Genomic DNA, 12930 nt, shown 5'->3' with positions numbered 1-12930 from the left:
GCTCCCGGCTCCGCCCGCCGATCCGTTGGCAGCGCCGCTCCCGCCCGCACCGCCCGTGGAACCCGCGGTCACTGTCGCGGACTGGGACAGCGCGCAGGGACCGACTCCGGTGAACCAGCCGCAGTTGTGGTCGCTGCAGTCAGGCGACGTGCCGCTGCAGCCCGCGCCGGGTGATCCCGCGTTGCCGCCGCTGCCTCCGGCTCCGGCTCCCGCGCCGGTCGCTGCTCCGGTGGATGCTCCCGTGCCGCTCGCGGCGCCCGCTGCAGTCGATGCTCCGGCACCGCCGGCCGCGCCTGAAGGTGTTCCGCATCTGGCCAGCCCGGACAACCTGCCTCCGGGCACCACCGTGGATCCGGCGCAGGTCCCCAACGAGAGCCCGAACGTGACCTACCTGCGGGAGATCTGGCACGCGATCCAGACCCAGGAGATCTCGGGCAAGGATGCGCTGCTGGCGCTCACCCAGCGGCCGTTGACGACGCCGGATCCCGGCGGCGTCCCGCCGAATGTGCCGGCCCCCGCGGTTGCTCCTGCTCCCCCGGCCCCGGCACCGCTGCCGCCCGCCTGATCACCGCCTGATCAGGCCGTGACCAACCGCCTTATCAGGCCGTGACAAACCGCCTTATCAGGCCGTGACAAACCGCCTTATCAGGCCGTGACAAACCGCCTTATCAGGCCGTGACAAACCGCCTTATCAGGCGGAGTTGACCCACTCATCGCTCCCATCCGCGAAGAACTGGTGCTTCCACACCGGCAACTGTTCTTTGACGGCATCGACGAGCCGGGAACATGTGGCGAACGCGGCGCCGCGGTGATCAGCGGCCACCGACGCCACCAGCGCGGCATCGCCGATGTGCAGTTCACCGATACGGTGGCTGACGGCGATCGCGCGCACACCGGGTGATTCGGCCGCCACGGCTTCGGCAACCTCGGCGATGGTGTCTTCGGCGGAGGGATGGGCCGAATATTCGAGCCGGGTGACGGTCCGTCCGCCGTCGTGGTTGCGGACCACGCCGGAGAACGTCACCACCGCGCCGGCAGCGTCGTGGCCGACCAGGGCTTCGTGCTCGGCGGGATCGATGGGCTCTTCGGTCAGCGCGGCGCGCACGACGATGGTCATCGCGAGTGATCCTTGCCGTGGAGTTGGTCGAGCGCGTGGTCGAGGACGTCGGCCAGTACCGACAGGCCGTCGCGGACGCCGCCGCGCGAGCCGGGCAGGTTCACGATCAGGGTGCGGCCCGCGACTCCGCACAGCCCGCGCGACAACACTGCGGTCGGCACCTGTGGGAGGCCGGCGCGCCGTATCGCCTCGGCCAGGCCGGGGATTTCGTAGTCGAGGAGCGTGGCGGTCACCTGGGGTGTGGCGTCGGTGGGTGAGATCCCGGTGCCGCCGGAGGTCACGATGATGTCGGGATCCGCGGCCAACGCGTCCTTGAGGGCCTGCGCGACCGCATCACCGTCCGCGACGACGACCGGCGCTGCGGTGGCCACCCCGCGTTGGTTGAGCCAATCCACGATCAGCGGACCGCAGAGGTCCTCGTAGACGCCGGCTGCGGCTCGGGTGGACGCGATGACGACGGCGCCGGTCCGGCTCATGTGTCTCGGACCCAGGTCCCGGTTTTGCCGCCCTCTTTTCGGACGACCTGAATGGCGTCGATGCGCGCGGCGCGGTCGACGGCCTTGATCATGTCGTAGAGCGTCAGCGCTGCCACGCTGACCGCCGTCAGCGCTTCCATCTCCACGCCGGTGCGGTCGGTGGTGCGCACCGAGGCGGTGATGCCGACGGCCCCGGGTTCGCCGTCCACGCCGATGGTGAAGTCGACATCGACGCCGGTGATCGCCAGCGGGTGACACAGCGGCACCAGCTCACTGGTGCGCTTGGCGGCCATGATGCCCGCGATGCGGGCGGTGGCCAGTGCATCGCCTTTGGGCAGCCCGTTGGCCGTGATCATCTCGACGACCTCGGACCGCGTGTGCACCACCCCGGAGGCCACCGCGACGCGCTTGGTGGCGTCCTTGGCGGTCACGTCGACCATGTGGGCCGCGCCGGTCTCGTCGAGATGGGAGAGGCGATCGCCCACGATCAGCGCTCCGCTACCGGTTGACGACGGTTACTGAATGAACGAACGGCAATTCTTCGGCCGGCAGCGGGAACGTCAGGTCGCCGTAGGGCGACAGGGCGCCGGTGCGATCGGCGGCCAGTTCGCTGACCGCGTGGTCATCGGGATCCACCGTGGGCCAACCCGGGTCGACATATCGGTTCTTCTTGTCATCAGCCACGGAGCCATTGTGGCAAACGCCTCGCGGTCGGGCGAGGTCGGGCGGCTGCTTTACGCTGGTCAGCAATGAGTGCGAACACTCCAGGCGTGCCCTTGGGCGCCTGGTTGGCCGATCTGGACGACGAGCGGCTGATCCGGCTGCTGCGACTCCGGCCCGACCTCACCCAGCCCCCGCCGGGGACCATTGCCGCACTGGCGGCCCGCGCGGCGGCCCGGCAGTCGGTGAAAGCCGCCACCGATGACCTCGACTTTCTCCATCTGGCGGTCCTCGACGCACTGCTGACTTTGGGTGCCGACACGATCGCCGTCGCGGTCTCCGCGCTCACGGAGCCGCTTCGGGAACAGGTCGACGATGCCGCGGTTGCCGCAGCAGTTTCCGCATTGACCGACCGCGCGTTGGTGTGGGGACCGACCAGTGCGTTGCGCGTGGTCGCCGAGGCAGCGTCGTGCCTGCCGTGGTATCCGGGACAAGCCACGCTGGAGAACGGCGCGCTGACCGAGCGCGACATCCGCACCGCGCTCGAGGACGTCGACGACACGGCCCGCGACCTGCTCGAGAAACTGTTGGAGGGCTCGCCGGTCGGCCGCACCCGCGACGCCCTGCCCGACGCACCGCCCGACCGTCCGGTGCAGCGCCTGCTTGCCGCCGGTCTGCTGCGGCGACTGGACGAGGACACGGTGATCCTGCCCCGGTTGGTCGGTCAGATCATGCGCGGCGAGACGCCGGGACCGTCGAGCCTGGTGCGTCCCGACCCGATCCGCTCGCAGACCACGGCATCGGACGTGGACGCCGTCGCTGCCGGCGCCGCGCTGGACCTGCTGCGTGAAGTCGAGATACTCATCGAAATCCTCGGCGCGACACCGGTTCCCGAGTTGCGCAGCGGAGGTCTCGGTGTGCGCGAGGTGAAGCGACTCACCAAGGTCACCGGGATCGAGGAGCGTCGGCTGGGCCTGCTGCTGGAGGTGAGCGCCGGCGCAGGGCTGATCGCCTCCGGGGTCCCCGAACCCGATCCGACCGATGGCACCGGCAACTATTGGGCGCCGACGGTGGCCGCCGACCGGTTCATCGAAGCCTCCACGGCATCAAAGTGGCATCTGTTGGCCTCGGCGTGGTTGTCGCTGCCCAGCCGGCCCAGCCTGGTCGGCAGTCGCAGCCCGGATGACAAACCCTATGCCGCGCTGTCTGATTCACTGTTTTCGACGGCCGCTCCCCTGGATCGACGGTTGCTGCTCGAGGTGCTGGCCGAGTTGCCCGCCGGCGCGGGCGTCGACGCCGACAGCGCCTCGGAGGCGATGGTGTGGCAGCGACCACGGTGGTCGGCGCGATTGCAGCCGGGACCCGTGGCGGATCTGCTGACCGAGGCCCACGCGGTCGGCGTGGTCGGCCGCGGCGCGTTGGCCGGCCCCATCAGGGTGCTGCTCGACGGCGGGGACGACGACGCTGTGATCGCCGCGATGGCCAAGGTGCTTCCCGCGCCGATCGACCACTTCCTGGTGCAGGCTGACCTGACCGTCATCGTTCCCGGACCGCTCGAACGAGAACTGGCCGAAGAGTTGTCCGCCGTGGCCACTGTCGAATCCGCGGGCGCGGCAATGGTGTACCGCATCGACGAGGCCTCGGTCCGCCGGGCTCTCGACAGCGGCAAGACCGCCGGCGGGTTGCACGCGTTGTTCGCCAAGCACTCGAAAACGCCCGTGCCGCAAGCATTGACGTACATGATCGACGATGTTGCGCGGCGGCACGGCCAGCTCCGGGTGGGCATGGCATCGTCCTTCGTGCGATGCGAGGACACCGCGTTGCTGGCCCAGGCGGTTGCCGCACCGGCCACCGAGGCGGTGGAATTGCGGCTACTGGCGCCCACGGTGGCGGTGTCGCAAGCCAATATCGGTGAGGTTCTGAACGCGTTGCGCAGCGCAGGTTTTGCTCCCGCGGCCGAGGACGCCACGGGCGCGATCGTGGACTTGCGGACCCGCGGCGCGCGCGTGGCTGCGCCGGTACGCCGGCGCGGCTACCGCCAGCACACGCCGCCCAGTGACCAGACGCTCGGCGCGATCGTGGCGGTGTTGCGCAAGGTCGCGGCCGCCCCCTCATCCGGATTGCGGCTGGATCCCGCGGTGGCCATCTCGGAACTCCAGCAGGCGGCCTATCACCAGGAGTCGGTGGTGATCGGCTACGTCGACCCCGCGGGGGTGGCCACCCAGCGGGTGGTCGCACCGATCAACGTCCGCGGCGGCCAACTGACCGCGTACGACCCGGCTTCCGGACGCGTCCGCGAATTCGCGATCCACCGGGTCACGTCGGTGGTGTCGGCCGCTCCCGGCTGATCACTTGTAGATCGACACCAGCACGACGCCCGGCAGCAGGCTGTTGAGGCCCGAGTCGTCGGTGATGTTGACCGTCAAGGTCCGGGTCTTGAAGAGGGCCAGGAACCCGGCGCCGTGCTGGGTGGCCCGGAACGTCACCGCCTCCAGTGCGGCTTTGTACTGCGCCAGCGTGGCCTCGCCCGTCAGCTTGAGTTCACGTGTGGCGCTGTCGTAGGTCGCGCTGACCGGATTGCCCGCAAGACCGTTGAAAGCCAACGCATCCCCGGTGGTGAATCCGTCGGTGATCTTCACGCTCGCACCACGCAGGACCGTGGAGTCGGTGTCGATGATCGTCGCCGAAGTGATCGGCCGGACCGTCTCGTTCGCCCGAGGGAAGGACAGCGGCGACGGACCGGTGACGATCAGAGTGGGGCGGTCGGGGTCTTTGACCAGAACCTCAGCCGTCGCGGGCAACAGCGACCTCTCGCCGGAGTCGTCATAGACGTGGATCTGCACCAGTCGGGTCTGCAGCAGACCGACACCGCCGGTAGCTCCGAACGTCACTGCTTCCAGCGCCGCCCGGTACTGCTCGATGGTGGCGGTACCCTGCAGGGTCAGAGTGGTCCCGTCCCACGACGCGGTGATGGGGTTGCCGGCGATTCCGGTGTAGGACAACATGTCGCCGGACTGCTTGTTGGCAGCGATCTCCAGCGTGGCCTTCGTCAGGGTGGTGGAGTCGAGGTCTCCGATCAGGACCGTGGGAGCCAGTCTCGCGGCGCGTTTGCCCAATGTGTACACCGACGGCACCAGGGACGGCGCTGTGACGGTGGGCGCGATGGGCGGCAGGGTGTTGACGAACACCGCACCGGGCAACAGGGTGTCGTCTCCGTCGACCTCGACCGCGCTGAAGGTCACCGTGCGCGTCAAGCCCAATTGAGTTGCGCTGAAAACGATCTGCTTGAAGACCTGCTCGTATTCCTCTACCGATGCCTCTCCGCTCAGTGTCAACGTGTATTCATTGGTCTGCGTCACCGTGATGTTGCCGGAAGCCGGTCCGGTGTAGGTGAGCTTGTCGCCGGTCATCCGCGCGGTCGCAATGGTGACGGTCGCACGCTTGAGAATGTTGTTGTCGGCGTTGACGATCTCCACCGCGGAGACCACGCGGACCCCTGGCTTGCCGATCGTGTAGATGGGCGCGCCGACCGGCAGGATCGTGAGCGGCAGTTCAGGAGTCGCGATCACGCCGAAGACCACGAGCGTCGGCAGCAGGCTGTCTGTTCCGCCTTCGTCGGTCAGGGTGACCTCGATGCTGCGGCTGAGCAGCCCGAGCTGCGTGGCACTGAATTCCACCGCTTTGAGCGCGGCTTCATAGGCAGCCTTGGATGCGACGTTCTCCAGGGTCAGGGTGCGGTTCTGCGCGTCCCAATGGCCCTCGATCGGCGAACCGTCCGGCGCGGTGAACTCCAACAGGTCGCCACTTTGCCCACCGAGGATCCTCAGCACGACACGGCTGAGATTGGCCGAGTCGCCGTCGGCGATCTCGGCGATCGACAGGAGTCGCGCAGGTCTGTCACCGATCCGGTACGGCAGTCCCGGCGCGGCCACCAGCGCGGGCGGCAGGGCCAGCGCAGGCAGGACGGCGACGACGACCGCTGCGGGCAGCAACGTCGACATGTTGTGTTCGTCGACGAGGTCGATACTCACGGTGCGGCCGAGCAAGCCGACCGAGTTGGCGCTGAAGGCGACGGATTTCAGCGCAGCCTCGTATGCGGCCAGCGACGCGTTTCCCTCGAGGGTCAGTGTCCTGGTCGCCTGGTCCCACTGGCCGCGGATGTCCTCGGTGTCGGTGAAGTGGAGGACATCGCCGTCTGTGTAGCCGAGCTCGAACTTCAGCACGGCTCGCTTGAGACTCTGGGAATCCATGTCGGTGATCTCGGCAACCGACAGGAGTTTCGTCGGGTCGCCGCCGAGCTGGTAGGGCAATGAGCCGACCGCGATGAGCACAGGCGGGACCTGCAGGATCGGGCCGACTTCGAAGGCCACCGTCTCGGTGTGAGTGTCCGCCTTCGCGAGCCCGAAGATTCGGGCCACGGTGTGGAGCAGCTTCTGGATCGAGCCGAGTGCGCCGGTGAGGTGTTCGGAGTCGTCGCGGATGATGACCTGGAACTGCACGGGTTTCGGGTCGCCGGTGATGATCTCGTCCGGCGTGAAGATGAACTTCCCGGTGAGCGGTTCGCGGACCACGATGCCGTTGGCGGGCTGGACGATCTCGTAGGTCAGCGGGTCGCCGTTGGGGTCGTAGGCGTCGATGTCGATGACGACGTGACCGGTGAGGAGTTGCTCGGTGGTCACGCTGCGCACCACCGGCGTCTGGTTGAAGAACGTGTGGTTGATCAGCCGCCGCACATATGCCAGGACGGTGTCGAGGACCGGGTTCGACACCGGAGCCTCGGTGTCGGCCAGCGGCGTGATGATGCTGGACACCACGGCGCTCATGACGTTCGTCTCGGTGATTTCCTGCGTGACGCGCGTCGCCGAATCCACCGGGGCATACGCGGCGGCGCGGACCGCGGCGCGCCGCGGCAGCGCTTCACGGACGGTCGCCGTCGGACTCGGGGCTTCCGCGGTTTCATCGTCGTCCGCGGCCGTGGATTCGTCGGCCTCGGGCGCCGGCGCCGGTTCGACCGCGTCGACCGATGGGGCTGTCACCTCGGTGGTGGTGTCTTCCAACTCGCCAGAGGTGGCAGGTGTGTTGCCGCCGCCGGCCTGGGCGCTGGGCGGCTCCGTTTCGTCGGCACCGGAAACGACGACGTCGTCGCTGTCGTCGCTGTCGTCGCTGTCGTCGCTGTCGTCGCCGAGGATGTCGTCGCCGAGGATGTCGTCGCCGAGGATGTCGTCGACGCTCCGCGCAGTTGTCGCTCCTCGCGACCGCGCTTCGGCACGCTCAGCGCGCGTGCGGGGTCCGCCGCGCACGGAAGATCTCGAAGGTTCTGCCCGTTCGGTCGACGCGGTCTCAGGCGTGGCCGGCGCGGACGACGAGGCGCCGGTCTCGGAGTCGGTTTCCGCGTAGGCCACCGCGGTCGCCGAATTGACGACCGCGAACCCGATGCCGAGCGAGACGGCCAGCGCACCGACACGCCCGATGTGGGTGCCGTACTTCGACGCGATTTTGCGCGCGTGCCTGGGCCCACCGCTCGACTCGACGTCGGAGAGAAGGTCTCGCGCCGCCCAGAAGGTTGATGACTTCGCGGAGGCGTCGTTGCGGTGTCGAGCTGAGTGCGTGGTCATCGGTCGTCGGCCTCCATTGGTCGCTGAGCACCCTCTGCAAGCAGAACACTGTGGGTGGTTGCGTTCGCGAGGATGAGATTAGAGCAAAATATTGACGGCCGTCACAAAATCGACCTATTTGCTTGAGTGCGGAAGCTGTCAGCACACTCGCAAATATCTTCTAACTGCTTAGTCATCGTCTATGGCAACGTTCCGAAAACCGCGTCTTTTCGTAGCGATTAGCCAACGGACGAAGTGACGGCACGCACCGCCGCAATGTTCGGACTGCCGACTTTCGGCATCGCCGCGGCTTCGCGACCCAGGTCGCCGCGCGAGGCCCTGGATAATGGACAAACGTGACTCTGAACCGACATCAGCAACGAGGCGACGCATGACCGAGGGGCCGCTGATCGTCCAATCCGACAAGACCGTTCTGCTGGAAGTCGACCACGAACAAGCCCAGGCGGCCCGCGCGGCGATCGCGCCGTTCGCCGAGCTCGAACGCGCGCCTGAGCACATCCACACCTACCGGATCACGCCGCTGGCACTGTGGAATGCGCGCGCGGCCGGCCATGACGCCGAGCAGGTTGTCGACGCGCTGGTGACGTACTCGCGCTACGCGGTGCCGCAGCCGCTGCTGGTCGACATCGTCGACACCATGGCTCGCTACGGCCGACTGCAGCTGGTGAAGCATCCGGCGCACGGGCTGACCTTGGTGAGCTTGGACCGCGCGGTCCTCGAGGAGGTGCTGCGCAACAAGAAGATCGCCCCGATGCTGGGCGCGCGTCTCGACGACGACACCGTCATCGTGCACAACAGTGAGCGGGGCCGCGTCAAGCAGATGCTGCTCAAGATCGGGTGGCCGGCCGAGGATCTCGCCGGGTACGTCGACGGTGAAGCGCATCCCATCGACCTCGCGCAGGACGGTTGGCAGCTGCGCGACTACCAGCAGATGGCCGCCGACTCGTTCTGGGAGGGCGGCTCGGGGGTGGTGGTGCTGCCGTGCGGTGCCGGTAAGACGCTGGTGGGTGCGGCTGCGATGGCCAAAGCCGGTGCGACGACGTTGATCCTGGTGACGAATACGGTTGCCGGCCGGCAGTGGAAGCGTGAGTTGGTGGCACGCACGTCGCTGACCGAGGATGAGATCGGCGAATACTCCGGTGAGCGCAAGGAGATTCGACCCGTCACCATCGCCACCTACCAGGTGATCACCCGGCGCACCAAGGGTGAGTACAAGCATCTGGAGTTGTTCGACAGCCGCGACTGGGGGCTGATCATCTACGACGAGGTGCACCTGTTGCCTGCGCCGGTGTTCCGGATGACCGCCGACCTGCAGTCGCGGCGCAGGCTGGGCCTGACCGCGACACTGATCCGCGAGGACGGCCGTGAAGGGGACGTGTTCTCACTGATCGGCCCGAAGCGCTACGACGCGCCGTGGAAGGACATCGAAGCCCAGGGCTGGATCGCGCCGGCCGAGTGCATCGAGGTCCGCGTCACGATGACCGACAACGAACGAATGCTCTATGCCACTGCCGAACCCGACGAGCGCTACAAGCTGTGCGCGACGGCGCACACCAAGATCGCGGTGGTGAAGTCCATCCTGGCGCGTCATCCCGACGAGCCGACGCTGGTGATCGGCGCCTACCTCGATCAGCTCGACGAACTCGGCGCCGAACTGGACGCCCCCGTCATCCAGGGCTCGACGAAAACCGCTGAGCGCGAAGCGCTGTTCGACGGGTTCCGCCGCGGCGAGATCCGCACCCTGGTGGTCTCCAAGGTCGCCAACTTCTCCATCGACCTGCCGGAAGCCAGTGTGGCCGTGCAGGTTTCGGGCACCTTCGGGTCACGGCAGGAGGAAGCGCAGCGGCTCGGTCGGCTGCTTCGCCCGAAAGCCGACGGTGGCGGAGCGGTGTTCTACTCCGTCGTGTCGCGCGACAGCCTCGACGCCGAGTACGCCGCGCATCGCCAGCGCTTTCTGGCCGAGCAGGGCTACGGCTACGTCATCAAAGACGCCGACGACCTGCTCGGGCCAGCGATCTAGAACAGCGTCGTCACGGCGATCGGCACCGATCCTGTTCCGATGAGGCGTGAGTCGTCGGTGACTGTGATGGCAATGGTCCGGATCCGGTCGAAGAGCGGTCCGGCATCGGTGGTGTAGAACGTGACCGCCTTGAGGGCCGCTTCGTACTGGCTCTTGGTCGCTGTTCCGGACAACGTCAGAGTCTTGGTCGTGTTGTTCCACGAAGCCGTGATCGGGTTGTTCGCTAGTCCCGCAAAAGCGAGCAAGTCCGCACCGCGCGCGTTGTCCGAGATCCGGACCGAGGCGCCGAACATGTAGTCGGAATCTAGGTCGACGATCTCGGCGGTCACAATGGGGTTCACCGGGGAGTTGTTCGTGGAGTACGGCACCGCCCTCCCGGTCGCGAAGACGCCCGGCGCAAGGGGATTCGCTGCTCGAGCGGTCACGGTCCCCGGCAGCACGCTGCTCACCCCGGCATCGTCGGTGACGGTGACGGACACGGTACGGATCGCAAAGACTCCGCCCGTGGCAGAGAAGGTGACAGATTCCAGGGCCGCCTCGTACTGCGCCTTGGTCGCCACCCCCGACAGAGTCAAGGTGAGTGAACCCGCATCCCAGGTCGCCTTGATGGGCCCTGCCGGACCCGTGTATCCAAGAACATCACCCGGCTGTCCCAGCAAGGCGATCTGCACCTCGGCTCGGGAGATGTAGTCGGAGTCGATGTCACCAATCTCAGCGCGGGAGATGATGCGCACCGGTGCTTTCCCGATGACGTGGGTTTCTCCGCCGATCGTCACCACTGTGGGTGCCAGCGAGTATCTCGATCCAGCCAACACCGTCGCCGGCAACAATGCAGCCACGTTGGTGTCATCGGTGACGCTGAAGGAGATTGTCCGTGTCGCCAACACCGAGCCGGTCGCACTGAACATCACCGACTGCAACGCCTCCTCATACTCGGCAATGGTGGCGACACCCGATAGCGTGAGAGTCTTCGACGCGTCATCCCATGACGCGGTGATGGGGCCATCTTCGGGACCCGAGTACCACAGCGTGTCCCCGGACTGGACCAACAGCGAGATCCGCACCGTGGCCCCGGACAAGTGCGTGGAATCGGCATCGGTGATGGTGACCGACGATGCCACCCTCACAGGCGCCGTGCCGATTGTATGGATCGGCGCACCCAACACCAGCAGGCCTGGCGGCAGACCGACAACTGTGACCGGGATAGGCAGTGCGAGAAGGCTTTCCACACCTGTCTCGTCAGCCACCGCCACCGTCACCCCACGCGGTAGGCCACCCTCTGTGGTGCTGAAGGTGACCGCCTTGAGCGCTGCCTCGTATTGCGCCTTGGTGGCGACACCGGTCAGCGTCAACGTCATGGTCTCGGCATTCCACGTGCCGGTGATCGGGTTGCCTTCCAACTGAACATAATTCAATACATCGCCGGCTTTGGCGCCGGTGAGCTTCAGCGTCGCCTGCGACATTCTGTCCGAGTCGAGGTCAGTGATCTCCGCGACGGAGATGACCCTCACGGCGGTCCCGCCCAGCCTGAAGACCGGAGTGCCCAGCACGGTCAACGCCGGAGTCAGTGAATACTTCGCGCCGGCGGCCACGGTCGCCAGTTCCACCCCGCCGACCTGGGTTTCGTCAACGATGGAGAACGAAATGGTGCGGGCGATGAGCACCGATCCGGTGGCGCTGAACGTCACAGCCTTCAACGCCGCTTCGTACTCGGCAATGGTGGCGACACCGGTCAGCGTCAGCGTCTTTGTCGCGTTATCCCACGAAGCAGTGATCGGACCGTCGGCTGGACCGTTGTAGCCCAGTACATCTCCGGACTGCGCCAGCAAGGAGATCCGCACGGTCGCACCCGACAGATGGGTGGAGTCCGCATCGGTGATGGTGACCGACGACGCCACCCTCACCGGGGCCGTGCCGATCGTGTGCACGGGAAGCCCCGTCACCACCAGCAGCGGCGGTAGACCGATCACGGTCACCATGGCAGCACCCGGGACCACCGAAGCCACCTCGGCTTCGTCAGTCACCGAGACGCTCAGGCCGCGCGGCAACCCACCCTCAGTCGTGGTGAAGGTGACTGCCTTCAACGCGGCTTCGTACTGGGCGATGGTGGCGACGCCGGACAACGTCAGTGTCATGGTGTTGGCATCCCAGGTGCCTGTGATCGGGTTGCCCTCAATCGCGATGAAGCTCAACACGTCACCAGTCTTGGCCCCCGTGGCGATGCGTACCGTCGCGCCGGACAGCTGATCAGAATCCAGATCGGTGATCGATGCCGAGGAGATCACCCGCACCGGCGACCCACCCAGCTTGAACAGCGGCGCACCGATGGTCACTACCGCCGGCGGCAGTCCGATCACGGTCACCAACGCCGCACCCGGAACCAACGAGGCAACCTCGGCGTCGTCAGTCACCGAGACGCTCAGGCCGCGGGGCAATCCGCCTTCGGTCGTCGTGAAGGTGACTGCCTTGAGTGCCGCTTCGTACTGGGCGATAGTGGCGACACCGGAGAGGGTCAATGTCATCGTCTCCGCATCCCACGACGCGGTGATTGGATTCCCGTTCAGCTGCGAATAACTCAACACATCACCGGTCTTGGCGCCGGTGGCGATCCGCACCGTGGCACCGGAGAGCTGATCAGAATCCAGATCGGTGATCGAGGCTGAGGTGATCACCCGCACCGGCGATCCACCCAGCTTGAACAGCGGCGCACCAATTGTCACCACTGTCGGCGGCAGTCCGATGACGGTTACCAACGCCGCACCCGGCACCAACGAGGCAACCTCGGCTTCGTCAGTCACCGAGACGGTCAGGCCGCGGGGCAGGCCGCCTTCGGTGGTGGTGAAGGTGACTGCCTTGAGTGCCGCTTCGTACTGGGCGATGCTGGCAACACCACTCAAGGTCAATGTCATGGTGTTGGCATCCCACGACGCGGTGATCGGATTGCCCTCGATCGCGGTAAAACCAAGAACGTCACCGGTCTTGGCGCCCGTGCTGATGCGCACCGTGGCACCGGAGAGCTGATCAGAATCCAGATCGGTGATC

At 66.7% G+C, this 12930-nt stretch carries 8 protein-coding genes and 1 pseudogene; 3 read left to right on the top strand and 6 right to left on the bottom strand.

The genetic code is table 11. From position 1 onward, the window contains the following. A pseudogene (locus tag ACQI46_RS25555) lies at positions 1-565 on the top strand (transglycosylase family protein); the annotation flags it as partial. 126 nt (positions 566-691) lie between these two features. On the opposite strand, the gene ACQI46_RS25550 reads toward ACQI46_RS25555, so the two are convergent. The 4 genes from ACQI46_RS25550 to ACQI46_RS25535 are packed head-to-tail and all read right to left on the bottom strand — an operon-like array spanning position 692 to position 2277. Further along, positions 692-1117, bottom strand: a complete 426-nt coding sequence (locus ACQI46_RS25550) for a molybdenum cofactor biosynthesis protein MoaE (RefSeq protein WP_427096852.1) — start codon at positions 1115-1117, stop codon at positions 692-694. Beyond that, positions 1114-1593, bottom strand: coding sequence for a MogA/MoaB family molybdenum cofactor biosynthesis protein (locus tag ACQI46_RS25545; RefSeq protein WP_427096851.1), 480 nt, complete (start codon positions 1591-1593; stop codon positions 1114-1116). Before ACQI46_RS25545 ends, ACQI46_RS25550 begins: the two co-directional genes overlap by 4 nt. Next, complete coding sequence (moaC, locus tag ACQI46_RS25540) at positions 1590-2078, bottom strand: cyclic pyranopterin monophosphate synthase MoaC (RefSeq protein WP_427096850.1); 489 nt, start codon at positions 2076-2078, stop codon at positions 1590-1592. The genes ACQI46_RS25545 and moaC overlap by 4 nt, the downstream gene beginning before the upstream one ends. 13 nt (positions 2079-2091) lie before the next feature. Next, positions 2092-2277, bottom strand: a complete 186-nt coding sequence (locus tag ACQI46_RS25535) for a hypothetical protein (protein ID WP_427096849.1) — start codon at positions 2275-2277, stop codon at positions 2092-2094. A 65-nt stretch (positions 2278-2342) separates the two neighbouring features. On the opposite strand from ACQI46_RS25535, the gene ACQI46_RS25530 reads away from it, so the two are divergent. Next, positions 2343-4601: a helicase-associated domain-containing protein gene (locus ACQI46_RS25530; protein WP_427096848.1), complete on the top strand. Its 2259-nt coding sequence runs from the start codon at positions 2343-2345 to the stop codon at positions 4599-4601. Here the strand turns inward: ACQI46_RS25530 and ACQI46_RS25525 are convergent, their stop codons facing one another. Then, on the bottom strand, positions 4602-7868 hold the full coding sequence (locus tag ACQI46_RS25525) for a hypothetical protein (protein ID WP_427096847.1): 3267 nt from the start codon (positions 7866-7868) through the stop codon (positions 4602-4604). 370 nt (positions 7869-8238) lie between these two features. Between ACQI46_RS25525 and ACQI46_RS25520 the strand changes: the two genes are divergently transcribed. After that, entirely contained in the window at positions 8239-9888 is a 1650-nt protein-coding gene (locus ACQI46_RS25520) for a DNA repair helicase XPB (RefSeq protein WP_427096846.1), read from the top strand. On the opposite strand, the gene ACQI46_RS25515 is transcribed toward ACQI46_RS25520, so the two are convergent. Then, on the bottom strand, positions 9885-12930 hold a 3046-nt coding region (locus ACQI46_RS25515), incomplete at its 5' end, for a hypothetical protein (RefSeq protein ID WP_427096845.1). The two genes, ACQI46_RS25520 and ACQI46_RS25515, sit on opposite strands and share 4 nt — an antisense overlap.

The organism is Mycobacterium sp. SMC-4 (assembly GCF_050205565.1).
Taxonomy (GTDB): Bacteria; Actinomycetota; Actinomycetes; order Mycobacteriales; family Mycobacteriaceae; genus Mycobacterium.
Note: the sequence above shows the minus strand (reverse complement) of the source record. Positions and strands in the feature narration are given on the sequence as shown.